Annotated in this window: 25 protein-coding genes; 4 read left to right on the top strand and 21 right to left on the bottom strand. The window is 65.9% G+C overall.

What is annotated here, in order from left to right; translation table 11 throughout:
* The first annotated feature begins 106 nt into the window (after positions 1-106).
* On the top strand, positions 107-1,189 hold the full coding sequence (locus ACODSM_RS17730) for an adenylate/guanylate cyclase domain-containing protein (protein ID WP_488806387.1): 1,083 nt from the start codon (positions 107-109) through the stop codon (positions 1,187-1,189).
* A gap of 38 nt (positions 1,190-1,227) precedes the next feature.
* Here ACODSM_RS17730 and ACODSM_RS17725 read toward each other — a convergent pair whose 3' ends face one another.
* Positions 1,228-1,974, bottom strand: coding sequence for a haloacid dehalogenase type II (locus tag ACODSM_RS17725; protein ID WP_488806386.1), 747 nt, complete (start codon positions 1,972-1,974; stop codon positions 1,228-1,230).
* Positions 1,975-2,148: 174 nt separating this feature from the next.
* Between ACODSM_RS17725 and alaC the strand changes: the two genes are divergently transcribed.
* Positions 2,149-3,381, top strand: coding sequence for an alanine transaminase (gene alaC, locus ACODSM_RS17720; protein WP_295942890.1), 1,233 nt, complete (start codon positions 2,149-2,151; stop codon positions 3,379-3,381).
* 171 nt (positions 3,382-3,552) lie between these two features.
* Positions 3,553-4,065 (top strand): GAF domain-containing protein, encoded by a 513-nt coding sequence (locus ACODSM_RS17715; protein WP_488806385.1) that lies wholly within the window; start codon positions 3,553-3,555, stop codon positions 4,063-4,065.
* A gap of 110 nt (positions 4,066-4,175) precedes the next feature.
* On the opposite strand, the gene ACODSM_RS17710 is transcribed toward ACODSM_RS17715, so the two are convergent.
* The 12 genes from ACODSM_RS17710 to ACODSM_RS17655 all read right to left on the bottom strand — a co-directional run bounded on the left by ACODSM_RS17710 (position 4,176) and on the right by ACODSM_RS17655 (position 14,761).
* Positions 4,176-5,012: an urease accessory protein UreD gene (locus ACODSM_RS17710; protein WP_488806384.1), complete on the bottom strand. Its 837-nt coding sequence runs from the start codon at positions 5,010-5,012 to the stop codon at positions 4,176-4,178.
* Positions 5,013-5,104: 92 nt separating this feature from the next.
* The gene (locus ACODSM_RS17705; RefSeq protein ID WP_488806383.1) at positions 5,105-6,502 is read right to left on the bottom strand and encodes an FAD-binding oxidoreductase; all 1,398 of its coding nucleotides are present in this window, start codon (positions 6,500-6,502) and stop codon (positions 5,105-5,107) included.
* Between the two features lie 267 nt (positions 6,503-6,769).
* Positions 6,770-7,690, bottom strand: coding sequence for an ABC transporter permease (locus ACODSM_RS17700; protein WP_488806382.1), 921 nt, complete (start codon positions 7,688-7,690; stop codon positions 6,770-6,772).
* On the bottom strand, positions 7,687-8,529 hold the full coding sequence (locus ACODSM_RS17695) for an ABC transporter ATP-binding protein (RefSeq protein WP_488806381.1): 843 nt from the start codon (positions 8,527-8,529) through the stop codon (positions 7,687-7,689). The genes ACODSM_RS17700 and ACODSM_RS17695 overlap by 4 nt, the downstream gene beginning before the upstream one ends.
* Positions 8,530-8,600: 71 nt before the next feature.
* Positions 8,601-9,605, bottom strand: coding sequence for an ABC transporter substrate-binding protein (locus ACODSM_RS17690; protein ID WP_298449972.1), 1,005 nt, complete (start codon positions 9,603-9,605; stop codon positions 8,601-8,603).
* 85 nt (positions 9,606-9,690) lie between these two features.
* On the bottom strand, positions 9,691-10,554 hold the full coding sequence (locus ACODSM_RS17685; protein WP_488806380.1) for a creatininase family protein: 864 nt from the start codon (positions 10,552-10,554) through the stop codon (positions 9,691-9,693).
* Positions 10,555-10,585: 31 nt separating this feature from the next.
* Positions 10,586-11,062, bottom strand: coding sequence for a RidA family protein (locus tag ACODSM_RS17680; protein ID WP_488806379.1), 477 nt, complete (start codon positions 11,060-11,062; stop codon positions 10,586-10,588).
* Entirely contained in the window at positions 11,059-12,387 is a 1,329-nt protein-coding gene (locus ACODSM_RS17675; RefSeq protein WP_488806378.1) for an amidohydrolase family protein, read from the bottom strand. The genes ACODSM_RS17680 and ACODSM_RS17675 overlap by 4 nt, the downstream gene beginning before the upstream one ends.
* A gap of 23 nt (positions 12,388-12,410) precedes the next feature.
* Positions 12,411-12,998: an NAD(P)H-dependent oxidoreductase gene (locus ACODSM_RS17670; protein WP_044398955.1), complete on the bottom strand. Its 588-nt coding sequence runs from the start codon at positions 12,996-12,998 to the stop codon at positions 12,411-12,413.
* A gap of 31 nt (positions 12,999-13,029) precedes the next feature.
* The gene (locus ACODSM_RS17665) at positions 13,030-13,332 is read right to left on the bottom strand and encodes a 2Fe-2S iron-sulfur cluster-binding protein (RefSeq protein WP_488806377.1); all 303 of its coding nucleotides are present in this window, start codon (positions 13,330-13,332) and stop codon (positions 13,030-13,032) included.
* Between the two features lie 189 nt (positions 13,333-13,521).
* Entirely contained in the window at positions 13,522-14,178 is a 657-nt protein-coding gene (locus ACODSM_RS17660) for a TetR/AcrR family transcriptional regulator (protein ID WP_488806425.1), read from the bottom strand.
* A gap of 67 nt (positions 14,179-14,245) precedes the next feature.
* A complete protein-coding gene (locus ACODSM_RS17655; RefSeq protein WP_488806424.1) occupies positions 14,246-14,761 on the bottom strand; it encodes a nucleoside deaminase in 516 nt (171 codons plus the stop codon).
* 451 nt (positions 14,762-15,212) lie between these two features.
* Here ACODSM_RS17655 and ACODSM_RS17650 point away from each other — a divergent pair, with 451 nt between their 5' ends.
* Positions 15,213-16,208 (top strand): isopenicillin N synthase family dioxygenase, encoded by a 996-nt coding sequence (locus ACODSM_RS17650; RefSeq protein WP_488806376.1) that lies wholly within the window; start codon positions 15,213-15,215, stop codon positions 16,206-16,208.
* Positions 16,209-16,303: 95 nt separating this feature from the next.
* Here ACODSM_RS17650 and ACODSM_RS17645 read toward each other — a convergent pair whose 3' ends face one another.
* The 8 genes from ACODSM_RS17645 to ltnD all read right to left on the bottom strand — a co-directional run bounded on the left by ACODSM_RS17645 (position 16,304) and on the right by ltnD (position 24,243).
* Entirely contained in the window at positions 16,304-16,720 is a 417-nt protein-coding gene (locus ACODSM_RS17645; protein ID WP_488806375.1) for a VOC family protein, read from the bottom strand.
* Positions 16,717-17,724: an isopenicillin N synthase family dioxygenase gene (locus ACODSM_RS17640; protein WP_488806374.1), complete on the bottom strand. Its 1,008-nt coding sequence runs from the start codon at positions 17,722-17,724 to the stop codon at positions 16,717-16,719. The genes ACODSM_RS17645 and ACODSM_RS17640 overlap by 4 nt, the downstream gene beginning before the upstream one ends.
* 13 nt (positions 17,725-17,737) lie before the next feature.
* A complete protein-coding gene (locus tag ACODSM_RS17635; protein WP_488806373.1) occupies positions 17,738-18,766 on the bottom strand; it encodes an ABC transporter substrate-binding protein in 1,029 nt (342 codons plus the stop codon).
* A gap of 632 nt (positions 18,767-19,398) precedes the next feature.
* Positions 19,399-20,196 carry a 2-oxo-tetronate isomerase gene (gene otnI, locus ACODSM_RS17630; RefSeq protein ID WP_488806372.1) on the bottom strand — a complete coding sequence of 266 codons (798 nt, stop codon included), beginning with the start codon at positions 20,194-20,196 and terminating at the stop codon, positions 19,399-19,401.
* Positions 20,197-20,219: 23 nt separating this feature from the next.
* Positions 20,220-21,287: an alpha/beta fold hydrolase gene (locus tag ACODSM_RS17625; protein WP_488806371.1), complete on the bottom strand. Its 1,068-nt coding sequence runs from the start codon at positions 21,285-21,287 to the stop codon at positions 20,220-20,222.
* Between the two features lie 63 nt (positions 21,288-21,350).
* Positions 21,351-22,040, bottom strand: coding sequence for a class II aldolase/adducin family protein (locus ACODSM_RS17620; RefSeq protein WP_488806423.1), 690 nt, complete (start codon positions 22,038-22,040; stop codon positions 21,351-21,353).
* Positions 22,041-22,057: 17 nt separating this feature from the next.
* The gene (otnK, locus tag ACODSM_RS17615; protein ID WP_488806370.1) at positions 22,058-23,335 is read right to left on the bottom strand and encodes a 3-oxo-tetronate kinase; all 1,278 of its coding nucleotides are present in this window, start codon (positions 23,333-23,335) and stop codon (positions 22,058-22,060) included.
* Positions 23,332-24,243, bottom strand: coding sequence for an L-threonate dehydrogenase (gene ltnD, locus ACODSM_RS17610; RefSeq protein WP_488806369.1), 912 nt, complete (start codon positions 24,241-24,243; stop codon positions 23,332-23,334). Before ltnD ends, otnK begins: the two co-directional genes overlap by 4 nt.
* Between the last annotated feature and the right edge of the window lie 20 nt (positions 24,244-24,263).

The following is a 24,263-nucleotide window of genomic DNA, read 5'->3' as shown; positions in this document are numbered from 1 at the left end:
GCCGTGGGGCGGCGCCTATTCTGGGTGGCGAAGGGCAGGCATTGCCTCTTGAACAGGTTATTACCCCCACCCACAAAAGCCCGGCCGCTCCACGCCCCTGACCTCCATGCACAAAGAATTCCACCACGACGCCGTGCGCCGCCTGCAGGCGCTGATCGAACGCGAAACCGGCAAGCCCCTGGGCGAGGCGGCCCAGGCCGAGATGGCAGACATCCTGCACGGCATGGAGAACCCCGAGGGCGCAGCTGCCAACGGCCTGGAGGTAGCGCCGCGCGAGGTGACCATCTTGCTGGCCGACCTGCGCGGGTTCACGGCGCTGTCGGGCTCACAGCCTGCGTCAGTGGTCATTGCGGCGCTCAACCGCTGCCTGGCACGGCTGTCGGAGGTGGTGTTCAAGTACCAGGGCACCATCGACAAGTTCATGGGCGATTCGATCATGGTGCTGTTTGGCGCGCCGGTGGCCCGCGATGACGATGTGGACCGCGCGCTGCTGTGTGCGGTGGAGATGCAGATCGCCATGCGCGAGCTGAACCTTGCCCACATGACCGAGCGCCTGCCTGAGGTGTTTCTGGGCATCGGCGTGAACACGGGCACCGTGATGGCCGGGCGTTTTGGATCCGACGTGTATTCCGAATACACCGTGATCGGCGAGGCGGTGAACCTGGCCTCCCGCATCGAGGCGCTGAGCCTGCGCGGCCAGGTGCTGATCAGCGACTCCACCTACCAGCGCTGCTGGGGGCTGGTGTCGGCGTCAGCGCCGATGCAGGTGTTCGTCAAAGGGCGCACGCAGCCCGTCAGCCTGCGCGAGCTGATCGCCATCCCGTCGCACAAGCTCAAGGTGCCCCGCCAGGAGTTCCGCCGCAGCCACCGCGTGGACGCGCGCTTGCCCTGCCTGTGCCAGCGCATGCAGGACAAGATCGTGGTGCCCCACATCGTGCACGGCGCCATCCGCGACATCGGCTACCACGGCCTGCTGGTGGAGCTGATCGAGCCGCTGGAACCCCACAGCGAGATCAAGCTGGAGTTCGAGCTGCCGCTGGTGGACTACCGTGTGGCCGATGTGTACGCCCGCGTCGTCACCCTCAAACAGGAGGGCGATGAATGGGTGGCCGGGCTGGAGTTCACCTCCATCAGCGCTGAGTGCCGCGCCAAGGTGCAGATGTTTGTGCAGCTGCTGGTGGCCCACTGAGGCGCGCGCACACCGGCGCACACCGCACCGCGAGCCGTTCAGCACCCCAGCATGCTGGCGAAATCGTTCAGGTCCTGGGCATGCAAGTCATTGCCCGGCTGCGGCGACACATCCTTGGGCTGTGCCATGCCAAACTCGTGCGGCCGTTCGATGTACGCCGTGCGCAGGCCGCAGCCCCGCGCAGCAGCGAGGTCGTCGTGGTGCGCGGCCACCAGCGCCACCTGCTGCGGCGGCAGGTCAAACACCCGCGCCACGCCCCGGTAGGTGTCGGGGTGGGGCTTGTAGGCCTTGAACACCTCGGCGCTCAGTACGCAGTCCCAGGGCAGCCCGGCGCGCTTGGCCATGTCGGTCAGCAGGCCGATGTTGCCGTTCGATAGCGTGGTGATGGTGTAGCGCTGCTTGAGCCGCGTCAGGCCCTGCACGCTGTCGGGCCAGGCATGGAGCCGGTGCCACACGCGGTTGAGGTGCTGGCGCTCGGCCTCGCCCAGGTGGCTCAGCCCAAAGCGCGGCAGGATCTCGTCCAGGATCTGCCGGTGCAAGGCATCGATCAGCGTCCAGCCCTGTTCGCCGCGCATCACCTGCGCCATGGCGGGCTGGTAGCCCGCGCGCCACGCCAGTGCAAACGCATCGGCATCCACCTGGGGATAGAGTGCCCGCACCTCGCGCGCAATGCTGCCGTGCCAGTCCACCACGGTGCCAAAGATGTCGAAGGCCAGCACCTGCACCTGGGCAAAGGGATGGTCGGCAGGCAGGGCAGTGGGGTTGGTGGATGGGAGGGTATTCATGCGTTCATCGTAGAGGCGGCGGCAAGCCCTCGTCCCCACTGCGGCATTGCCGCCACACTGCGCACAAAGGGCTGGAGTGTTGCCCGCAGCTTGCGCTACATTGGCTGCGGGCTGGCCTTTCTGTCAGCCACGTCGCTCGGACGGTTCCGGGCGCTTACGTGAAAGTCACACCGCATGTCTGCATCGCAGGGCAAGCGCCGTTTTGCGCGCATCGATCGCCTCCCTCCCTACGTCTTCAATATCACGGCCGAGCTCAAGCTCGCCGCCCGCCGCCGGGGCGAAGACATCATCGACATGAGCATGGGCAACCCCGACGGGGCCACACCACCGCACATCGTCGCCAAGCTCACTGAAGTGGCCCAGCGGCCCGACACCCACGGCTACAGCGCCAGCAAAGGCATCCCGCGCCTGCGTCGCGCCATCAGCCACTGGTACAAGGACCGCTACGCGGTGGACATCAACCCCGACACCGAGGCCATCGTCACCATCGGCTCCAAGGAGGGCCTGGCCCACCTGATGCTGGCCACGCTGGACCGGGGCGACACCGTGCTGGTGCCCGACCCCAGCTACCCCATCCACATCTACGGCGCGGTGATTGCCGGTGCCGACATCCGCAGCGTGCCCGTGGCGCCCGACGTGGACTTTTTTGCCGAGCTGGAAAAGGCCATTCGCGGCAGCTACCCCAAGCCCAAGATGATGATCTTCGGCTTCCCCAGCAACCCCACGGCGCAGTGCGTGGATCTGGGCTTCTTCGAGCGCGTGATCGCCCTGGCCAAGAAGCACGACATCCTGGTGGTCCACGACCTGGCCTACGCCGACATCGTGTATGACGGCTACCGCGCCCCCAGCATCATGGAAGTGCCCGGCGCCAAGGATGTGGCGGTGGAGTTCTTCACGCTCAGCAAAAGCTACAACATGGCCGGCTGGCGCGTGGGCTTCATGGTGGGCAACCCCGACCTGGTGGCGGCCCTGGCCCGCATCAAGAGCTACCACGACTACGGCACCTTCACGCCCCTGCAGGTGGCTGCGATTGCCGCGCTGGAGGGCGACCAGCAATGCGTGAAAGACATCGCCGCCCAGTACCAGCGCCGCCGCGACGTGCTCTACAAGGGCCTCACCGAAGCGGGCTGGGCGGTGGACTGCCCCAAGGCCAGCATGTACATTTGGGCCCGAATCCCCGAGCCCTACCGCGCGCTGGGCTCGCTGGAGTTTGCGCGGCAGCTGCTGGACAAGGCCAAGGTGTGCGTGTCGCCTGGCATTGGGTTTGGCGACCAGGGGGATGAGTACGTGCGCTTCGCGCTGATCGAGAACGAGGCGCGGATTCGGCAGGCGGTGCGGGGGATTCGCGCCATGTTCAAAGCGGATGGGTTGTTGAAGGTGCCTGCGGCAATTGCCCCAGCCACCTGAGTCCCTGGACGTGCACGGCCGCGTGCGTGCCCATTGAGTGCAGGGCGTTTGGTACGCCCTGCGGTCGCGGAATTAAGGCGGGGCCAGCGCCGCTTGGCAGCGTGCGTTTCGATACCCATTTTCAACGTCTGCTTACCGGTATCACGTCGGTTGCGATCTAGACTGGTGGGTATGCACTTGCTGGACTACAACCCCGACGATCTCGACGTCACCATCTCTGAGTTGCTGGTTGCCACCAGTGACTCTGCGGATCCCGATCTGCCCGATGTGGTGCCCACCGTTTTAAGGATGCTGCGCACACGTCTGGGCATGGACGTCGCTTTTGTATCCCAGATCGCCAACGGCCGCCGCGTGATAGAGGCAGTGGATTGCGCGCCAGGCTTTTCTCCCGTCCATGCTGGCCAATCAGATCCGGTCGAGGAAAGTTGGTGCCAATACGTGGTCGACGGCCGCCTGCCGGAGAAGATCGCAGATGCCAAGCCGCTGATTGCGCAGGGCCAAGCGCCAGATCCGGGCTTTCCCATCGGGACCCATCTGAGCACTCCGGTGCGCCTGCCTGGCGGCGAGATATACGGCACGCTGTGCTGCTTCAGTCGCACGGTGAACGCGGATGCGGACATTCAACGACTGCGCTACACAGCCAACCTGATTGCAGAGAAACTGTCCCCCGGAACGAACGGATAAAGGCCACCACGACCACTGGCTCGTGAAGACTTGCTCCGCACTTCAGGCACGTAAGCCCGCCTTGTAATCCTTGGCAGGCATTGCCAGTGCGAACGAAGCGGCGCCCACGTTCACATCGCCCAAATCCTGGGCGCCTCCCCCTCTAGCTTCCACAACACCTCCCGCCAAGCCACCCGCACGGCCTTGAGCAGTTGCATCGCTGGCTCCACCTGCGGCGCCAGCACGCGCACCACCACCATGCGGTCATTGGGGCTGGTGGCGCCTGCGGTGGCTTTGACCTGGGGGTGTTGATCCATCACTGCGCGGGCGGTGTCCAAGGCTGCGTCGCGGCGCGTGCGGTCGAGCGGCGTGCCTGCGGCAAAGAACATGCTGGCCATGCAGCGGTGGCCTGCCAGGCCCAAGGGGCTGCTCAGCAGCCGGTCATCGGTGGCATCGATCACGCCACGCTCCAGCCACAGGCCGGGCACTTCCAGGTGCTGGGTGAAGCGGCCTTGTTCAAACAGCTGGCCCGCATGGGGCAGGCCGAGCGCGGTCACGTCCCAGGCGATGCATTCGGCGCCGGGGGCGAGGTTCAGCGTGAGGTGGTTTTCAGCGTGGCAGGCGCTGTAGCACAGGGCTTCGAGTGGTAGCCATTCCAGGCGCGCACCTTCGGCCAGGGTGAGGTGGCTGCGCTGCAGCGCCAGCGGGCCAGTGGAGCGGTAAAAGCGCGTGGCCCCGGGTGTGGTGACCAGGCCGTGGGCGCCGGGGCCCACGGTGGTGGTGATGTCCAGTGTGTCGCCGCCCACCAGGCCACCAGGTGGATGCACCAGCACGTTGTGGCAGATGGCGTCGCCCTCGGGGTACAGGCTTTGCAGGATGCGCAGCGGCCCGTTGTGCTCGTAGCGGGCGACGGTGCGGGCGTCGTGTTCTGCCGTGTAGTCGAGCTGGAGGCGGGCGTGCCAGGGCATGGGGTGATGGTCTGCTACGAAATGAGTAGCTGATTATGCCCTGCAGGCAAGCGGTAGAGGCCTGCGGGTGGGACACGTGCCACCCGTTTTCTCTACGCTGTTTGGCGTACGGGTGTCTGCGCAGGCGCCTCCACGGGGGCTGTGGGTTCGGCTGTGTACCAGCTGCGCAGCTTGCCGGGGTTGAGCAGGCCTTGCGGGTCAAAGCGGCGCTTCATGCCCACCACGGCCGGGTCCAGGTTGTTCTGCTTGCCGTCTTCCACGATGTACACGTGCGGGTTGTTGATTTGCACACCATGGTCGCGGTAGATCTGCATGATCTGGTTCAGGCGCTCCTCGGTGGTGTAGCGGATGATCTGCAGGCCGCTGCAGTTGAAGGCGCCTTCCTTCGTACGCAAGAACTCCAGGTGCATCATTACCTCGCCCTTCAGCGCGGCCTCCAGCGCCTTCACCTGCTTGAGGCGGTGCATGGGGTTAAAGCCGCTCTGGATGTAGGTCAGGCCCTTGTCCACCTTGAGGGCGTGCAGGGTGGTGTGGTTCCAGGTGTATTCGAGCAGCGTCTTGTGGCTGCTGGCCACTTCATCGGCCGTCTTGCGGTAGGTGACCTGGCCGCCGTGCTGCGCCACCATGTCGCGCATGCCCGCCTCGGAATGCGGGGCCACCAGCAGCAGCACCGCGTGCTGGTTGGCGGGCAGGTGCTCGGCCAGGCTGGTGAAGTACTGCGGGATGGGGGCGGCAACGAAGCACACCTCTTTTTTCTCCAACCCGGGCGCGCTGCCAAAGCGGTCGGCAAACTCCAGCGCAGCGTCAAACTGCTCGAAGGTGGCGATGCACTCGGTCCACTCCACAGCGGGTGTCAGTGCTACCTCCAGTTCCAGCACGATGCCGTTGGTGCCGTAGGTGTGGTGCAGCAGCATGGCCTCTGGTCCGCGCAGTTCGATGACCTGGGGCTCGGGCTCTACCGTCATCGCACGCACGGCCAGCACATTGCCGGGCGCGGCCAGCGGGCCGTGGTTGATGGAGCCCGCACCGCCAAAGCCGCCGCCAAACAGCCCGCCCAGCGTGGCGCTGCGGTAGGTGCTGGGCAGCCAGCGCAGTTCTTGCCCGTGGGGCTTGGCCTGCGCGTCAAAGTCTGCCAGCCGGATGCCCGACTGCGCGCGGCCCACGCCGCCGCGCACCCAGCCAAAGGCGTTGTAGCCCGACAGGTCCAGGATCACGCCGCCATGCAGCGGTGTGCTTTGGCCGTAGTTGCCGGTGCCGCTGCCGCGTACGGTGAGGGGAATGCCAGCACTGGCGCAGGCCGCTACCACCTGGCGGATTTCTGCTTCGGTGCGCGGGCGCACGGCGATGTCGCCGCGCTTGCCTGCCAGGTCTCGCTTGAGCACGGGGCTGAACCAGGCAAAGTCCTGTGAGAGGCGGCCCACGCGCAGCGGGTCGGCAATCCAGTCCAGGTCGGGCAGCAGGTCGGGCAGTTGTTGGGCGGTGGTGGTCATGTCGGTATCTCCTTGGCAGCTGGTGGCCGTTTTAGGCAAAAGGAAGCCCGTGCCGCGCGCCAGTGGCTGCGCGCGGTGTGTTGGCGATGGGGGTGAAAGGTCTAGGGCACCGCTCAACAAGCCTCTCGCGCCCGGCGCATCCCAGGCTCAGGACGGTCTGCAGCGTTGCAAATCCTCGCGATAGCTACGGCTATCGCTGTGGTTTGCGCCTTGCAGCCCATCCCGACCCAGGGCCCGCCGCATCGCGGAGGCTTGTTCAGCGTCGCCCTAGTCGTGCGACGTTTCGCTGGCGTGCCAGCCGCCCAGGGCGACGCGGGTGAGCCAGGCCATCAGCACGAACAAGGCGACGCCAGTGAGCGAAATCAGCAGCAGTGCAGCAAACATGCGCGGGATGTTGAGCTGAAAGCCTGCCTGCAGGATCTGGTACGCCAGCCCTGCACCCTGACCCCCGGTGCCCGCCACAAACTCCGCCACCACCGCGCCGATGAGCGCCAGGCCGCTGGAGATGCGCAGCCCGCCAAAGAAGTAGGGCAGCGCGCTGGGGATGCGCAGGCGCAGCAGCGTCTGCAGCCGCGTGGCGCGGTTGAGCTGGAAGTAGCTTTGCAGGTCAGGCTCCACGCTGCGCAGGCCCAGCGTGGTGTTGCTGATGATGGGGAACAGGGCCACCAGTGCGGCGCAGATCACCATCGATGCCGTCGGGTCCTTCACCCAGATGATGATGAGGGGCGCCACGGCCACGATGGGCGTGACCTGCAGCAGCACGGCGTAGGGAAACAGCGCCGTCTCGATGCGTTTGCTCTGCACAAACAGGAACGAGATCAGCACCCCCGCGACGGTGGCCACCACAAAGGCCAGCACCGTGATCTTGACGGTGACCCACAGCGAGCCGCCGAGGGCCGCCCAGTCGGTGAACAGCGTCTTCATCATCAGGATGGGCGAGGGCACCAGGTAGGGCGGCAGCTCCATGGCCGTGACCAGCCCCTGCCACAGTGCGATCAGCACCAGGCCGACGAGCACGGGGTACACCACGCGCTGCACGCGGGGCTGGGCCATGAGCGGCGGGCGTTTGGGCGTGGTCTTGGTGGCAGGTTTGGCAGCGGCTGGTGCAGGCGCTGAGCGCGGGGCGGCTGCAGGGTGCGCGGTGACCGCGGGCGACGCCATGCGTGCGGAAGGGAAGGGGGTGCTCATGCCACGGTCTCCTCGGTGTCCACGCTGGCGCGCAGCAGGCTGTCCTGCAGCAGCTTGGCGTAGCGGCTGAATTCGGGCGACACCATGAAGTCGGCCGTGCGGGGGTAGGGCGCGTCGATGCGGAACTCTTCGACCACGCGGCCGGGGCGCGCGGCCATCATGACCACACGGCTGGAGAGGAACACCGCTTCGTGGATCGAGTGCGTCACAAAGATCACGGTGAGCTTCTTCTTGCGCCACAAGTCGAGCAGGTCGGCGTCGAGCTTGTGGCGCGTGATCTCGTCGAGCGCACCAAAGGGCTCGTCCATCAGCAGCAGGTCGGGCTGGGTGACCAGGCCGCGCGCGATGGACACGCGCATCTGCATGCCGCCCGACAGCGCCCGGGGCAGGGCGTTGGCAAATTTGGACAAACCCACCAGCGCCAGCGCTTCGGTCACGCGCGCATCGGCCTCGGCACGCGGCACGCCTGCCAGGTCCAGCGGCAGGCGTACGTTGGTTTGCACACTGGCCCAGGGCATGAGCGTGGGTGACTGAAAGACAAACGCCATCTTCTTGCCGCTTTCGTCCAGCTGCGCCACGGGCTTGCGCCACAGGTGCAGGCGGCCGTCGGTAGGCTCCAGCAGGCCCGCCACCATTTTCAGCAGCGTGCTCTTGCCGCAGCCCGATGGGCCGAGCAGGGTGACGAATTCGCCTTCCTCAATGGTCAGGTCCACCGGCAGCAGGGCCTGCGTACCGTTGGGGTAGGTTTTTTCGGCGGAAAGCACCTCCACGGCGGGCGTGGAATGGGGCAGCGGTGCCTGGGCGTGTGCCGGCGGCGGAGATTCAGCGGGGGATGTCATGGTCGCCTTTCGATGGATGCGGCCGGGCGTGCGAGGGAGCGCACCGGCCGCTGTTTCAGGGCTGTCAGGGCTCAGGGCAGAACCTTGAGGTCTTTGACGAAGGCGGTGGTGTAGGTCTCGGTCAGCTTCACCTTGGCGGGGTCGATGAGCTTGGCGTCCACCAGGAAGTCGTAGCTGGCCTTGGCGCGCGCGTCGGTCATGATGCCGATGCCCATGGTGGCTGCGTCGCCCCCGGTGGCCATACCCATTTCCTTGAGCTTGGCCACGCTGTAGGCGAGCTGCTCGTCAGTCATGTTGGGGTTGTCTTTCTTGATGAGCGCGTTGGCGGGGGCGGGGTCGGCCAGGTAGCTCTTCCAGCCTTCCATCGACGCCTTCACAAACGAGGCCACGGCGGCGCTGCGGTCCTTCACCGTTTTTTCCATGCACGAGATGGTGGTGGCGTAGGCGGGGTAGCCCTGGTCGCTGAACATCAGCGTGTTGGCCTTGACGCCCGCTTTGGCAATCGCAAACGGCTCAGAGGTCAGGTAGCCCTGCTGGGCGCTGTTCTTGTCAGCCACAAAGGGCTGGATGTTGAAGGTGTAGGGGCGGGTCTGCGAATCGGTGAAGCCGTACTTGGCCTTGAGCCAGGGCCAGTAGCCGCGCTGGGCCGACGATGCGATCAGGATGGTCTTGCCCTTGAGGTCTTCGAACTTCTTCACGTCCTCGTGGGCGATGAGCACTTGCGGGTCCTTCTGGAACACAGCGGCCACGTTGACCACGGGCACGCCGCCCTCACGCATCTGGATCATTTGCAGGTCGCTCGATCCCATCACGCATTCGGCCTGGCCGGCGGCCATCATCTGCACGATGTTGACCTGTGGGCCGCCCATCTTGATGGTCACGTCCAGCCCGTACTTTTTGTACAGGCCTGTGGCCACCGCCTGGTAGAAGCCGCCATGCTCGGCCTGCGCGTACCAGTTGGTCATGTAGGTGAACTTCTCTTGCGCGTGGGCAGTGCTCGACATGGTGCCGACGGCGCCAACAGCGAGCAGCGCGGCTGCACCAAGTTTGGAAAGTCGGGAGGCGGTCTTCATCATGGTGGTACTCCGGTAGGGGGTGGAGGTGGAACGAAGGGACAACGAAGGGAAAGGCGCAAAGGATTGGCGGTAGCGTTCGCAGGTTTCAGGCCAGTGCGGACGGGTGCTCGATGTGGCCGGTGTGATGGGCGCGGCCCCAGGTGGGCTTAGCGCGCGGCGCCCACTGCAGTTTGTGCAGTTCGGTGATGGCGGCGGCCCAGCTCACGGCCAGCGATTCGAGGATGGCGTGGCCCTGCTCGGCCGTGGCGGGCAGCGGGTCGCCAATGATTCCGCTGGGGCCGAAGTCGCGCGCACTCCAGGCGCAGGCAGGGCGGCCGTCGGGCGAGAGCAGGGGCGAATCAAAAACGGGCGGGTAGTTGACTATTGCACGCTCCATGTGCACGGTGTCGGGGGCCAGGGCCAGCATCAGTGCGGTTTCGCCATGACCGGCGTGCATGGCCAGGCGTTTTTCCTTGTCGGAGAGGAACTTGCCCGCCACATGTGGCACCCGCCAGGTGAAGCTGGGCACCACGATGAAGTCGCCATGGCGCAGCCGCAGCTCGCGGGCACACATCTCCATCACCTGCGGCTGGCCGCCATGGCCATTGACGAACAGCAGCTTGCGAAAGCCCGCGCGGTATACCGACTCGCCCACCTCGTTCATGGTGGCCAGCAGGGTCTCGCCGCTCAGCGTGACGGTACCCGGGAAGTGCAGGTGCTCTTCGGACTTGCCGTAGGTGATGGGGGCCATCGCAAACGCGGGCACATCATCCGGCAGGCGCGCGAGTGCATGGCCCACCACGCCCGCGCTGATGACGGTGTCCACCGCACACGGCAGGTGTGGGCCGTGCTGCTCGGTCGCGCCGGTGGGCAGCACGATGACGGTGTTTTCCTTGTCGGGCAGGTCTGCGATCTCGGTCCAGCTCAGGTAGGGCAGGTAGCGGTGGGGCGGGTTGTAGCCGTGCAGCATGAAAGACTTTCGTGTAGGTGTTGGGGGTGGATCAGCGCTGTGGCAGATAGGCCGTGGCTTCGACCTCAATCAGGATGTCGGGCGTGGGCAACATGCCGCTCACTTCCACCACGGTGGATGCGGGGGGCTCGCCGGGGAAGAACAGCTTGCGCACGCGGCTGTACTGCGGGAAGTGGTCCAGGTTCTTGAAGTACTGCACCAGCTTGAACACGTCGGACATCTGGCCGCCTGTGGCCTCGATGGTCTGGCGGATGCGGTCGAGCACGTACCAGCTCTGCGCGAGGATGGGGCCCTCTTTGATGTCGCTGCTGAACTCGCCCGTACGGCCAATCAGCGTGGCCGCTTCGTCGGGGATGTCGGCATAGCCGCGCACGATGCGGCTGGCGGCGGGGTCCACGGCGATGATCCCGCTGAGGTAGATGAAGTCGCCTGCGCGGCGCCATGCGGCATAGCGGGCCAGGGGCTGGGCGATGCCGGGCGCAGGCAAGGTTGCGGATGCGGGGCTCATGCGAGGCTCCTTGCGGTTTGGGTGGTGGGCACATGCCAGGCGGCTGGTGCGTGGCCGCTGGCGACGCGGCCCTGGCGCAGCACCACGCGGCCCTGCGCGCCTTGTGTGCGCGATGGAAAGCCCCAGTGGTCGGCCTGGGTGAAGACCAGCAGGTCAGCCACCGCACCGGGCTGCAGCGGCAGCGCGGTGGGGCCAGTGCTGCCGGAGCGCAGCCAGTCGGTGCGGCACAGGGATTCGCTCCATTGGTCAAAGGGTGCCTCCAGCTGCGCCGCCAGCACGCCCGTGGCCAAGGCCTCCAGCGGGTCGAAGCTGCCCACAGGGCAGAACGGGTCTTGCACGTTGTCGCTGGCCACCAGCACCGGGATGCCGCGTGCACGGGCCTCCTTCACCAGCGTCAGGCCACGCTGGCGCGGCGTGCGGCCGGTGGTGGCGTCCTGCAGCAGCAGGTTGGTGATGGGCAGCGTGACCAGTGTGATGGGGCTTTGCGCGACGGCGTCGAGCGTGGCGAGGGCGGTGGCCTCGTCCTGTGCCGCCAGCGCGCAGGTGTGCCCGCAGACCACATGGCCTTCAAAGCGCAGATCCTTGAGCAGTGCAGCGGTGGTCGCCAAGCCCTGGGCGCCGGGGTGCAGCTCTTCGTCCACATGCAGGTCCACGTTCAGGCCGTGGTGTTGTGCGGCTTCGAACAGGTGGCGCAGCGCCTGCGGGTCCCAGTTGGTGGAATGCACAAAGCCGCCCAGCAAGGCACCAGGGCCGCTGGCGGCCACGGTGGCGGCAAGCTGCATGGCGGCGCTGCGGTCCTTATACAGATGCAAGGGGATCAGGCTTACGCGCTCCAGCGTGATGCGGTCGGCCCAGTCATGGGCCAGTGCGCGCAACACGTTCCAGGCCAGTGGCTGTGCGTCGGGCTCCCACCAGTCGCAGTGGGTGCGCAGGTGCACGGTGCCCGCGTCATAGGCCCATTGCAGCGCGCGGCTGGCGCGGGCGTGGATGTCGGCTTCGGTCCAGCTTTGCCGGTCCACCATCATGGCCTCGATGGCGCCCAGCAGGCCGGGCTGGACCACGCCCATGCGGGGCAGGGTGAAGGCCTTGTCAAGGTGGGTGTGCGCATCCACCAAGCCGGGCAGCACCAGTGCGCCTGCTACGTCCCACACCGTGCCGTGGGGCGCTGGCTGGGTGCCATGGGGCAGCACCTGCACGATGCGGCCTTGGGCCAGGTGCAGGTCGGCCAGTGCGGGGTGGTGGCCCTGCTGCGGCCATGCGGAAGGCAGCAGCCAGCGCGGCAACCTTGCGCGCAGGATGTGGTCGGGAGTGCTGGATGCGTGCATGCCGTGGCCCTTAGAAATTGGTCTTATGCAAAGCGCGCCATGGCCTGGCCCACACGGGCCTTGAAGGCTGCCAGCCGGGGTGGGGTGGCCACGTTCATGTGGTAGTAGGCGTGGTAGTCCACCCGCGCCTTGCCGCCAGTGAGCAGGCGCATGTAGCGTGTGATGGACTTGCGCGGTGGGTCGCCCATGAACAGGGCCGTCCAGCGGGGGCGGCCGTAGGTGACCACGGCGGAGATGCGCTTGATGTGGGTGAGTGAGGGCTTGACGTTGTGCGGGTCGCTGATGTCAAAGGCCACGCCGGGCATGAGCACGCGGTCAAAAAAACCTTTGAGCATCGCCGGCATGCCAAAGCACCAGGTGGGAAAGCAGAACACCACCGCCTCGGCCCAGAGCAAGCGGTCCACATAGCCCTGCACGGGCAACTGGTTGCTGGGCACCTCGTGGTAGCCCAGGCGCTCCTCGCGGGTCATCACGGGGTTGAAGCCCTCGGCGTACAGGTCGCAGTCGTCCACCTCATGGCCCGCGCCGCGCAGCTGCTGCACCACCTCGGTGTGCAGTGCGGCGTTGTAGCTGGTTTCTACGGGGTGGCAATAAATCACGAGGATGCGCATGGCGGGTGTCCTTCGGGTGCGTGGGATGGACCTAGATGTCCAGGGTGAGCGTGGCGCTGTGGCTGCGTGCGCAGCACACGGCGAGGTGGGTGGCTTGCTCTGCGGCGCTCAGGCAGCTGTCGCGGTGGTCGGGTTCGCCGTCCAGCCAGCGGGTCACGCAGGTGCCGCACACGCCCTGCTCGCACAGGGTTTCCAGCGGCACGCCTGCGAGCTGCAGCACGTCGGCCATGCTCTCGCCGGGGCCAACAGGCAAGCGCATCTGACTGCGCTGCAGGATCAGCTCGAACGTGTGTTCTGTGCGGGTGGCGCTGGCGGTGTCGGGGGCTGTCTGCATTGTTTGACCATGTGATTTGATCGATTGGTCAAACTATTGCAAAGGCTGTGCCAGCCACAAAAACCCGTCAAACGTCTTTGTGGTGGATCAACGCGGCCTGAAAGCGGCTTTTGACGCCGCGTGCTGGTGCAAATTGCCCGGGATTCGCCCCTCGGGCACCCGAGGGATGCCCAGAATGGGGCGGGGGCCTTAGTCTGGTGCGAGGCCGCAGCCCAGCAGCACAAAGCTGGTGAGTTCGCGCACGATGGGCTCGCGGTCGATGGGGTCGTCGGGCGCCAGGCCCAGCATGATGTGCACCTGCACGCCGTAGTCGGCGTAGTGCTGCGTCATGCCCCAGATCTGCATCAGCAAAACCTTGGCGTCCACCTTGCGCATGCGGCCTTCGGCAATCCAGCGGTTGATGAGGTCCACCTTCTGCTGGGTGGACTTGACGGCCACCGGCCAGTACTTGCCCAGGTTGCGCCCACCGCCCAGCACCTCGGTGGTGAAGATGCGCGACAGGCCCGGGTTGTCCAGTGCGTAGTCGAGCTTTTTGCGCACATAGCTGCTCAACACCTTCTTGGGATCGTCGCTGTTGCTGTCAAAGATGAAGGCGCCCGACCAGCCGTTGAGCACCGAGTACAGCAGCTCTTCATACAGCTCTTCCTTGCTGCTGATGTAGTAGTGCAGCTGGGGCTTGGTCAGCCCGGCGCGCTCGGCAATGGCCTTGGTGGATGCCCCCTTGAAACCATGGCGGCTGAACTCGGCAATGGCCGCGTCGCGGATAGCGCCCAGGATGCGTTCGCGCCCCTGTTTGGCGCGGCTGAGCAGCGCGCCGGAGGCGGCTTCGGCTTCGGATTCGGTCATGGCTTTGGTGCGAGGCATGGGGGGATTGCAGAGTGTGCGCCGCAGATTCTGCCCGCGCAGGAGTGGGTCAGACTTTCCAGAACCCGATATGGGGTGCGCTGGCTTCTTCGACCAGCGCCGGGCCGATGCATTCGATGGCGTGGGGCGAGGCTGCAAACACGTCACGGCACGACAGCTCGGCATCGCGCTGCTCGGCCCGCGCGCCCCGGAATACGCGCAGGCGCTCGGCGTCAATGCCAAACACCACGCGCCCAATGCCCGACCAGAAGATGGCGCCCGCACACATCACGCAGGGCTCGGCCGACGAATACAGCGTGGCCTTGGCCAGGGCATCGCGCCCCACGCGCGGACTGAGCTGGCGCACCGCATTCGTCTCGGCGTGGCCCGTGCAGTCGCCGGTCTCGGTGGTGTTGCAGTAAGCCTCGGCCAGTAGGCGCCCTTCGGCACTGATCACCACCGCGCCAAACGGGCGGTTGCCGCGCGCGCGGGCCGTGCACGACCACGCGATGGCCTGGCGCAGGTAGGTGCCGTCGGTGTCGTTGATGGGGGTGGGGTCGTCAAAGCTGGCTGGGGGTGCAGACATGAGCGCGTGCATGGTGTAGGTGTCTCCGTCGATGGTGGGTGGGTGGCTGTCGTTGTGCAACGCCGGACTGTCTGCACGCCCGCCGTTGTGGTGCAGGGCGCTATGCATTTGGCATGCCAATCACAATCAGTGACATGTATGAATGGCTTTTGATGCGCTGCACACAAGCGCTCTCACCCTGCGTGGACACACAAGCAAGGAGCCGTGGGCATTCTTCTTGCATCGGTTTTGGCAAGAGTAGAAGCGTTCACTGCGTTGCCCCCTGTGTGATCCTGCACGGGGCGATGCCAGTCGGAAATTGCTCTTGAAGCCCGCTGTGCACACAGCGGTGTGCGTTGACACATCGTGGCTTCAAGGGTTGAAAGGACGGCCGCCGCAGGCGGTGTCACCCACTCTTGAAGCACCCAGCGGGAGGGCCTTTCTTCCTTCCACTTGCCTTCAGGAGAACTGCATGACCACTACTGCTGCCTACGACCTCGCCGAGCTGCAAAAAGAAACGCGCATGGGCGCGATGGGCTCGGAAACCGCGAGCCGCGAGATCCGCCGCATCGACCTCAGCCACTTTGCTCAGCGCAAGACCGAGATTGCCGACCAGCTATGGGACGCCGCCGTCGATGTCGGCTTTTTCCAGATCGTGAACCACGGCATTGACCTGGCCGAGGTGCACAACGCCTTTGCGATGACCGAGCGCTTCTTTGCGCTGCCGGATGGCGTGAAGGCGCAGTACCCGCTCAAGAAAGCGCTGAATGTGGGCTGGGAGAGCCGCGCGCAGGTGCGCCCCTCCACCGGCACGCCGGACCAGAAGGAGTCGTACCAGATCACCCGCCCGCACATGGCCGGCCTGTGGCCCACTGACGAGGAGCTGGCAGGCTTTCAGGCCACCATGCTTGCGTTTGAGGGCCGGTGCTGGCAGGTGGCCATGCAGGTGCTGTCGTGCTTTGCGTGGAAGCTGGAGTTTGACGAGGCCTTCTTTGCCCGCGCGCACGACCCTGCGCAGGCCAGTTACCAAAGCACCTTGCGCCTGCTGCACTACTTTGCGACCCCGCCCGAGCAGCAAGCCCACCTGGGCCTGTGGCGCGCCGGGGCGCATACCGACTTTGATTGCCTGACCCTGCTCTTTCAGCGCCAGGGCCAGGGTGGCCTGCAGGTGTGCCCGGGCAAGGAGATGGACACCCAAGCCTGGACCTCGGTGGAGCCCGACGAGCAGGCCATCACCTGCAACATCGGGGACATGCTGATGCGCTGGAGCGACGACCAGCTGCCCAGCAACTTCCACCGTGTAAAGAACCCTCTGCCCGGCGAGTACATGGGGCCGCGCTACAGCATCGCCTTCTTTGCCCAGGCCAACCGCGACGCCATCATCGAAGGGCCCGGCAAGAAGTACCCGGCGATTGCCGCGGGCGACTACCTGAACCAGCGGGTGGCGGCCAACTTCAAGGCTTATTGACGCGTGACTTGGGAGGCAGGGGTGGGCGCTTGTCCGCCCCGCCGATGCCTGGGTGGGCGGGTGCCGTCGATGGCGCGGCCAGGCTAGGGGCAGGCTCAAGCGACGTGGCGCGGTACACCCACAGCGCTTATCCGGAACACGTTGTCCTCCGGGTCCGCCAGCACCGCCTGCCATTGGCTGTAGTACGTGGCGTAAGGTGGCTTGATGACCTGTCCGCCCAGAGCTTTGGCCTTTTCGGTGGCAGCCTCCACGGCGTCCGGTGTGTCCAGCATGAAGGTGGCATAGCCCGTCACGCCGCGTGGTGACGGCAAGGCTGCGCCAGGCTGCCGGTCGGCCAGGCCCAGCAGGGCATAGGCCTCGGGGGCATTGAAGCCGAGCTGGAAGTGCTCGGTCTCCACCGCCCGGTAGATGGCCGAGCGCGTCCCCGACGCCTCGGGCAACTGCAGCAGGGCTTGATAGAACTGCAGTTGTGCCTCGATGTCCTGGCACAACAGGTTGAACCAGAGCCTCATGCCATCACCGCCGCGCTGGCCGGGGTGGTGGATGTGGTGGTCTGACCCAGGCCATAGGTCTTGCGGTACATGGCCTGCAAGTGCTCGCCCACGGTGCAGGGTGCAAAGCGCGGCGACTCACCGGCAGGCACACAGGTGGGGACGGGGATCACCTGGGCCTCGTAGTCGGGCGTGTAGAAAAACGGAATGGAGTGGCGCGGTGCGCCCCCGCTGTGCACGTTGCGCACGCGATGCGGGTTGGACCGGTACAGCCCGTTGGTCCAGCGCGGAATCATGTCGCCCAGGTTCACCACCAGCGCGCCCTCGATGGGTGTGGCGGCCACCCATTCGCCGGTGGATAGCTTCACCTCCAGACCGCCATGGTGATCCTGGGCCAGCAGGGTGATGGCACCCCAGTCCGTGTGCTCGCCTGCGCCAAAGGTGAGTGCATCGGCGCTTTCAGGATGCGGCGGGTAGCGCAGCAGCCGCAGCGTGAGCATGGGGCTCTGGTGCGTGTGGTCGAAGTAGTCCTCGGGCAGGTCGAGCGAGAGTGCCAGCAGCTGCATCAGCCGCATGGCCAGTTGCCGCATGGCGGCGATGTAGGTGTGGCTCTGGGTGGCCAGCTCGGGCAACCCCTCCGGCCACTGGTTGCTGCCGTAGGAGTGGTAGCCACGCTGCACGTACGGATGTTCGGCAGCGTAGTCCAGCCCGCAGTAGAAGCTCTCTTTGAGGTCCGGGCGCGCATTTGCGTCCAGGGTCTGCCCGCCCAGGCTTTCGTAGCCCCGAATGGCGGGTGAGTGGTGCAGCGAAATCGCTTCCTTGGATGCCAGCGGCAGGTCGAAGAACTGCTGCGCCAATTCAAACTGGCGTGCAATGACGTCCAGCGGCACCCCGTGGTCGCGCACGTAGAAGAACCCTGCGCCCATGCAGGCCTGGCGCAGTTGGTCGGCCACAGCCATCACGGCAGGGCTGCGCGGCGCGCCTGGCTGCAGGGCGCCGCTGAGGTCGATGAGGGGGATGCCCATGGATTTCCCCGGGTCAGGCTTTGAGCTTGCGGTCGGCGGCCGGGGGCAGGAAGCGGTCGGTCCAGATGTCGGCCACCGCCAGGCTGCTCTTGAGGCCGAAGGCCGCCACGGTCTCATCGATGGTGGCCTGCAGGCGCGCAGGGGTGGCAGCGCCCCAGCCGTTGGTGCGTGTCTCAGCGGTCTTCATGGTGCCGTCCACGATGAGCTGCAGGCGTTCGAACTCGATCTCTTCATGGGCCAAGGGCTCGCGGGCCTTGATGGCGGCAGCGCCGGCGCGCGGGTCGGCAATCGCATCGACCCAGCCGCGCGTGGTGGCCTTGACGAAGGCCTTCATGGCATCCGGGTTGTCCTGCATGCTCTTGGCGTTGGCGATCAGCCCGTTGCCGTAGGACTTGAGGCCGTAGTCCGAGAAGCGAAACACCGTGATCTGATCCGGCGTCAGGCCGCGCGCCTTCAGGTTGAGCAGACCGGTGAAGAAGAAGTACGCTGCTGCGTCAAAGTCACCTTTCACAAAGCGCGTGTCGCCAATGTCGGGCGCCACGTTCTCCCATTTCACGCCGCTGCCGTCAAAGCCTTGCGCCTTGGCAAAGGCAGGAAAGAGCTTGCGGGAGGCGTTGAAGGGCTGGCCCAGGATGGTCTTGCCCGCTAGGTCGGCGGGTTTATTGATGGCGCCATCTTTGCGCACCATGACCGAGTTGGGGTTCAGGTCGTACTGGATGGCGACCGCCGCCAGTTTGGATTGTGGGTTGGCGGTGTTGAACTCGATCATGGTCGAGAGGTCGGCCGACGCCACGTCATACGCACCGCCCGCCACCAGGCTGATGGCCGATGCAGACCCGTTGCCGGTGTCGATGGTGACGTCCAGGCCCGCATCCTTGTAGTAGCCGCGCTGCTGCGCCAGCAAAAAGCCCGCGCCCGAGGCCTCAACCTTCCAGCCCAGGTTGAACTTGAACTTTTGCAGATTGCCCTGGGCGCGCACAAACGGTGTGGCAGACAGCAGGGCGGCGGCGCCAGTGGCGCGGATGAGGGAACGGCGTTGCATGGTGGAGCACTCCTGGTCGTTGGCGGATAACCACGGGGGAGTGAAAAGCCAGGCTTCACACCCCTCCGGACGGGGTGCATGCAATCAACCGACAGGGCGCTGGGGCTGCAAGGTGGGGCAGCGGCCTCCTGAAGACGCACAGTCCTGCTCGCCCGTGGGTGGCGTCAGTCCATTGCATGCTTCAAGAGCAATTTCCGGGCGGTGGCCGCTGAACGCTTCTACTCTTGGCGTCGATGTATTTGCAGGATCTGTGCCATGCCAACCCAGCGAGAAACTATGTCTGGACGCCCCCGTGTGCCGCGCCATGGTGCGCGCTGCACCAGCGTCAGGCGTGCAGCGGCAACTGTGGTGCGGAGCGGGCTTAGAGCCTGTTCACGATCTCCCAGGGGTCGCGCAGCGGTCTTTGCGGGATGGGATGCAAGGCGCGGTGCGCAGTGGATAGCCCCGCTATCCACAAGCGCTGCAACGCCGCAGACCGCCCGCAAAGGCCACTGCCCGAAGGGTTGGAGCGAAATCGGGCGATTGGACGCCCTGGCTGCTTGCATGGGCATGAGCCCATGCGGCGCATCCGACGCATCCACTCATCCCGATTGCGCTCCAACGCGATCCCCTGCGAGATCGTAAACAGGCTCTTAAAGCCAGGGCTTGAGCCAGCCCAGCCCGTCGCTGGTGGCGTGGGCGGCAGCGCCACGCGCAGGGCGGTATTCGCAGCCAATCCAGCCGTCGTAGCCCAGGCTGTCCAGCAACTTGAACAGGTAGGTGTAGTTGATCTCGCCCACATCAGGCTCATGCCGCTCGGGCACGCCGGCAATCTGGAAGTGGCCGACGTTGCCGGTGGGCAGGTATTGGCGCACCTTCATGGCCAGGTCGCCTTCCACGATCTGGCAGTGGTACAGGTCCATCTGCACCTTCACGTTGGTGGCACCGATCTCGGCGATCAGCGCATGAGCCTGGTCCTGGCGGCTCAGGAAGAAGCCTGGCATGTCGCGGCCGTTGATGGGCTCCAGCAGGATCTGGATGCCGTGCGGTGCAGCCTGTTCGGCGGCGTGGCGCACGTTGGCGATGTAGGTGGCGCGCACGGTGGCTGCGTCCGCGCCCTGGGGCACCAGACCTGCCATCACGTGGATGCGGGGGCACTGCAGGGCCTTGGCGTAGTCGATGGCCTTGGCAATGCCTTCGCGGAACTCGGCCTCACGCCCCGGCAGGCAGGCCAGCCCACGTTCGCCCGCGTCCCAGTTGCCGGGCGGAGCGTTGAACAGCACCTGCTGCAGGCCGTTGGCTTGCAGGCGCGCGGCCAGTTCTTGCGTCGGGTAGGCGTAGGGAAACAGGTACTCCACCGCCTGGAAACCATCGCGGGCGGCGGCAGCAAAACGGTCGAGAAAGTCCACGTCGTTGTAGAGCATGGACAGGTTGGCAGCAAAGCGGGGCATGAAAGATTCCTGAGAAAAAGCGGTCAGCGGCGGGGTGCGGTTGTGAGCACCTGTGCCAGCCGGTCTTGGTAAAAGCGCGCCAGGCCCACCGTGCTGTGGCCGAGGGTGTCGGCGCTGGCAGGGATCACGTAGGCCTGTGCGTGCGGGATGCGGGCGATGGCTTTGTCCAGCACGCCCAGCTCGGGTGGGTTGCGCTCATCGTCTGCCGAGTTGATGGCCAGCACGCGCGCGGTGATGCGTTCCAGCCCAGGCTCGGGGTCGTAGTCGCGCGATGCTTCCCACTGATAGATGTGGTCGTTGGCATCGCCACGGAAAGGGGCCTTGAGGCGTTGCTCCACCAGCGCATCGGCTGCAGCGCGGCTTGGGGCCAGCTTTTGCAGACCTTGGTTGCCGCCGTTGGTGCCGGTGCCAAAGAACACCGACGCAAACTGCAGGCTGCGGGGCTGGCGGGTGTAGTTGCCGCCCTGCCATTCGGGGTCGTTGCGGATGGCATCGACCAGCAGGCGGCGCATCATCCAGTTGCGGCCCGACATGGCGGCGGGCAGCGACGCCATGGGCACGGCAATGTCCATGAAGTCGGGGTAGCGCTGGGCCCACACCCAGGTGTGCATGCCGCCCATGGAGTTGCCGATGATGGCGCGCACATGGCGCACGCCCAGGTGCTCGGTAAGCAGGCGGTACTGGGCCTGCACCATGTCGTCGTAGTTGTAGGCTGGGAAGGCGGCGCGCAGGCCGTCCGACGGCTTGCTGGAGCGGCCTGTGCCGATGGCGTCCGGCAGGATGATGAAGTGCTTGCGCGCATCCAGCGGCTGGCCGGGGCCAAACAGCGTGCCCGCAAAGCCGAGCGTGAGCATGCTCTCTGCCGAGCCATTGGTGCCATGCAGCACCAGCACGGGCTCTCCGGTGGGCTCACCCACGGTGGAGTAGGCCAGCTTGAGTTCGGGCAAAGTCTGGCCGGTGTGGAAGCGGAAGTCCTTGACGACCCACTCGCCGTGCTTGGGAGCGGGGTAGTCCGCAGCCGATGCGCCCCCTGTGGCCAGCACGCCCAGCAGCATGGGGGCGAAGGCTTTGTGCCAGAAAGAAAGGGTCATGGTTTGTCTCCTTGTGTGTGTTCTTTCATCCCCGCGCCTTGTGCGCAGCCAGCCCGTTACCCGTTACCAGTGGGATCCAAAGCTTTGCCGCAGCTCTTCAATCTGGGGCTCAGTCAGTGGCGCAGGGCGGGGCTGGCACAGCAGCCACAGGCGTGCGGTTTCTTCCAGCTCTTCCAGCACGGCCATGGCGGCGGCGGGCGTGTCGTGCCACACGTTGGGGCCCACGCGCGCCAGCATCACCGCGCGCACAGGGCTGCGCTGCGCCGCATAGCGGGTGATGGTCTGCGCCACCAGCGCGGCCGCTGCGGCATCACCAGGGCGGTGGTACGGGATGTGCGGCACGCGACCCACCTTCATGACGAAGTAGGGCGTGATGGGCGGCAGCAATTGCGTATCGGGCGACAGCTGGCCATCTGCAGCGGTGTCGGCTTGCAGCGAGCAGGCGACCAGATGTGTGCTGTGCGTGTGGATCACGCAGCGCGCTGGGGCTGCAGTCGAAGCCGAGGCCTCGTAAATCTGCCGGTGCAGCGCAATGGTCTTGCTGGCCCGGTCGCCCGCCACCTGCTGGCCCTGTGCGTCCAGGCGCGCCAGCCGCTGGGGTTGCAACGTGCCCAGGCAGGCATCGGTGGGGGTGATGAGGTAGCCATCGGCCAGGCGCACGCTGATGTTGCCTGCGGTGGCGTGCACATAGCCCCGCTTGAACAGGCTGCGGCCTACGCGGCAGATTTCGTCGCGGGCTTGGGCTTCATCCATGAAGGCGGGGGTAGAGGTCATGCCTGCAATTGTGCAAAAGCCTTGGTGAAAAAGTCGGTGCTGCCAAAGTTGCCCGACTTCAGCGTGATGTGCAGTCCGTCCTTCGCGTCGGGGGCCACGGCATGGCACCACGGCACGCCGGGGTCAATCTGCCCGCCAATGCGCATTTGCGTGATGCCCAGGGCCTGCACGCAGGCTCCCGAGGTTTCGCCACCCGCCACGATGAGCTGGCGCACACCGCGCTGCACCAGGCCGCGTGCAATGGCGGCAATGGTGTCTTCCACCATGGCTCCGGCTTTTTCAGAGCCCAGCTTGCCTTGAATGGCGCGCACAGCCGAGGGTTCGGCGGTGGAATACACCAGCACCGGGCCTTGGCCGATGTGGCCCTCAGCCCATGCCAGCGCCTCGGCGGCCACGTCCACGCCTGCGGCGATGCGCAGCGGGTCGATGGCCAGAGCGGGCTTACCCGCCTTGATGAAATCCATCACTTGCTGGTTGGTGGCTACCGAGCAGCTGCCGGACACGATGGCCTGCAGCCCTTGTGAAGCGGGCAGGCGGGCGGCCTCGTTGCTGGGCGTCACGCCAAAGTTGCCCGGCAGGCCAATGGCCACGCCCGAGCCAGCAGTCACCAGCGGCATGCTCTTGAGGGCAGGGCCCAGGCGCAGCAGGTCGGCGTTCGATACCGCATCCACCACGGCCATGCGCACGCCTTCGGCCTTCAGTTGGTCGATGCACGCGCGGATAGCGGCCTCGCCCTGTGCGACCACGCTGTGGTCGATCAGGCCCACGCGGCTCTCGGTCTGCGCCTGCAGCACGCGCACCAGGTTGGGGTCGGTCATGGGCGTGAGCGGGTGGTTCTGCATGCCGCTCTCGTTCAGCAGCACATCGCCCACAAACAGGTAGCCCTTGAACACGGTGCGCTTGTTGTCGGGAAATGCGGGCGTTGCGATGGTGAAGTCGGTGCCCAGGGCCTGCATCAGCGCATCGGTCACGGGGCCGATGTTGCCTGCGGCTGTGCTGTCAAAGGTGGAGCAGTATTTGAAGTAGATCTGCTCGGCACCTTGCGCCTGCAGCCACTTCAGCGCCTCAAGCGACTGGGCAATCGCTTCGTCTTTGGGGATGGTGCGCGACTTGAGTGCGACCACGATGGCATCTGCCTCGGTATCCAACGGCGCCTTGGGAACGCCCATGGCTTGCACCACGCGCATGCCGGCGCGCACCAGGTTGTTGGCCAAGTCGGTCGCGCCGGTGAAGTCGTCGGCAATGCAGCCCAGCAATGCACGTGCGCGTGTCATGCCTTGTCCTTCCCTTCGGGCAGAGTGATGCCCGGGAAGATCTTGATCACAGCGCTGTCATCTTCCTTGGCAAAGCCTGCGGTCGATGCCTGCATGAACATCTGGTGTGCGGTGGCCGCCAGCGGCAGGGGGAATTTGCTGGCACGGGCGGTGTCCAGCACCAGGCCCAGGTCCTTCACGAAGATATCGACGGCCGACAGCGGCGTGTAGTCGCCCGCCAGCACATGTGCCATGCGGTTTTCAAACATCCAGCTGTTGCCCGCGCTGTTCGTGATCACTTCATACAAGGCGCTGGCTTCCACACCCTCGCGCAGGCCCAGCGCCATGGCTTCGGCAGCCACGGCGATGTGCACACCGGCCAGCAGCTGGTTGATGATCTTGACCTTGCTGCCCGCGCCCGCCTTGTCGCCCAGGCGGTACACCTTACCGGCCATGCCGTCGAGCACGACGCCCGCAGCGGCATAGGCTTCTGGTTTGGCCGAGGTCATCATGGTCATCTGGCCCGATGCCGCCTTGGCGGCGCCGCCGGAGATGGGTGCGTCCACATAGTGCAGGCCCAGGGCGTTCAGGCGCGCTTCCAGTGCCACCGACCAGTTTGGGTCCACCGTGGAGCACATCACAAAGGTGCTGCCGGGGCGCATGGTGCTGGCTGCGCCGCTTTGGCCATCGTCGCCAAACAGCACGCTCTCGGTCTGCGCGGCGTTGACCACCACCGACACCACCACATCACTCACCGCTGCCAATGCAGCGGTGGTGGCGTGTGCCGTGCCGCCGTCGGCCACAAAGGCATCGGCCGCGCCGGGGCGCGCGTCGCACACGTGGATGGTGAAACCGTTGTTGCGCAGGGTCTTGGCAATGCCAGCGCCCATGGCGCCCAGGCCGATGATGCCGACGGTGGGTTGGGTCATAGTGGTGTCTTTCTAGAGCA

The sequence above is a fragment of the Acidovorax sp. FG42 genome, assembly GCF_057809195.1.
Note: the sequence above shows the minus strand (reverse complement) of the source record. Positions and strands in the feature narration are given on the sequence as shown.

Excerpts from the sequence above, each read along its gene's own strand:
- ACODSM_RS17730 (WP_488806387.1), top strand. The coding sequence starts at position 107 with ATGCACAAAGAATTCCACCACGACGCCGTGCGCCGCCTGCAGGCGCTG.
- ACODSM_RS17725 (WP_488806386.1), bottom strand. The coding sequence starts at position 1,974 with ATGAATACCCTCCCATCCACCAACCCCACTGCCCTGCCTGCCGACCAT.
- alaC (WP_295942890.1), top strand. The coding sequence starts at position 2,149 with ATGTCTGCATCGCAGGGCAAGCGCCGTTTTGCGCGCATCGATCGCCTC.
- ACODSM_RS17715 (WP_488806385.1), top strand. The coding sequence starts at position 3,553 with ATGCACTTGCTGGACTACAACCCCGACGATCTCGACGTCACCATCTCT.
- ACODSM_RS17710 (WP_488806384.1), bottom strand. The coding sequence starts at position 5,012 with ATGCCCTGGCACGCCCGCCTCCAGCTCGACTACACGGCAGAACACGAC.
- ACODSM_RS17705 (WP_488806383.1), bottom strand. The coding sequence starts at position 6,502 with ATGACCACCACCGCCCAACAACTGCCCGACCTGCTGCCCGACCTGGAC.
- ACODSM_RS17700 (WP_488806382.1), bottom strand. The coding sequence starts at position 7,690 with ATGAGCACCCCCTTCCCTTCCGCACGCATGGCGTCGCCCGCGGTCACC.
- ACODSM_RS17695 (WP_488806381.1), bottom strand. The coding sequence starts at position 8,529 with ATGACATCCCCCGCTGAATCTCCGCCGCCGGCACACGCCCAGGCACCG.
- ACODSM_RS17690 (WP_298449972.1), bottom strand. The coding sequence starts at position 9,605 with ATGATGAAGACCGCCTCCCGACTTTCCAAACTTGGTGCAGCCGCGCTG.
- ACODSM_RS17685 (WP_488806380.1), bottom strand. The coding sequence starts at position 10,554 with ATGCTGCACGGCTACAACCCGCCCCACCGCTACCTGCCCTACCTGAGC.
- ACODSM_RS17680 (WP_488806379.1), bottom strand. The coding sequence starts at position 11,062 with ATGAGCCCCGCATCCGCAACCTTGCCTGCGCCCGGCATCGCCCAGCCC.
- ACODSM_RS17675 (WP_488806378.1), bottom strand. The coding sequence starts at position 12,387 with ATGCACGCATCCAGCACTCCCGACCACATCCTGCGCGCAAGGTTGCCG.
- ACODSM_RS17670 (WP_044398955.1), bottom strand. The coding sequence starts at position 12,998 with ATGCGCATCCTCGTGATTTATTGCCACCCCGTAGAAACCAGCTACAAC.
- ACODSM_RS17665 (WP_488806377.1), bottom strand. The coding sequence starts at position 13,332 with ATGCAGACAGCCCCCGACACCGCCAGCGCCACCCGCACAGAACACACG.
- ACODSM_RS17660 (WP_488806425.1), bottom strand. The coding sequence starts at position 14,178 with ATGACCGAATCCGAAGCCGAAGCCGCCTCCGGCGCGCTGCTCAGCCGC.
- ACODSM_RS17655 (WP_488806424.1), bottom strand. The coding sequence starts at position 14,761 with ATGTCTGCACCCCCAGCCAGCTTTGACGACCCCACCCCCATCAACGAC.
- ACODSM_RS17650 (WP_488806376.1), top strand. The coding sequence starts at position 15,213 with ATGACCACTACTGCTGCCTACGACCTCGCCGAGCTGCAAAAAGAAACG.
- ACODSM_RS17645 (WP_488806375.1), bottom strand. The coding sequence starts at position 16,720 with ATGAGGCTCTGGTTCAACCTGTTGTGCCAGGACATCGAGGCACAACTG.
- ACODSM_RS17640 (WP_488806374.1), bottom strand. The coding sequence starts at position 17,724 with ATGGGCATCCCCCTCATCGACCTCAGCGGCGCCCTGCAGCCAGGCGCG.
- ACODSM_RS17635 (WP_488806373.1), bottom strand. The coding sequence starts at position 18,766 with ATGCAACGCCGTTCCCTCATCCGCGCCACTGGCGCCGCCGCCCTGCTG.
- otnI (WP_488806372.1), bottom strand. The coding sequence starts at position 20,196 with ATGCCCCGCTTTGCTGCCAACCTGTCCATGCTCTACAACGACGTGGAC.
- ACODSM_RS17625 (WP_488806371.1), bottom strand. The coding sequence starts at position 21,287 with ATGACCCTTTCTTTCTGGCACAAAGCCTTCGCCCCCATGCTGCTGGGC.
- ACODSM_RS17620 (WP_488806423.1), bottom strand. The coding sequence starts at position 22,040 with ATGGATGAAGCCCAAGCCCGCGACGAAATCTGCCGCGTAGGCCGCAGC.
- otnK (WP_488806370.1), bottom strand. The coding sequence starts at position 23,335 with ATGACACGCGCACGTGCATTGCTGGGCTGCATTGCCGACGACTTCACC.
- ltnD (WP_488806369.1), bottom strand. The coding sequence starts at position 24,243 with ATGACCCAACCCACCGTCGGCATCATCGGCCTGGGCGCCATGGGCGCT.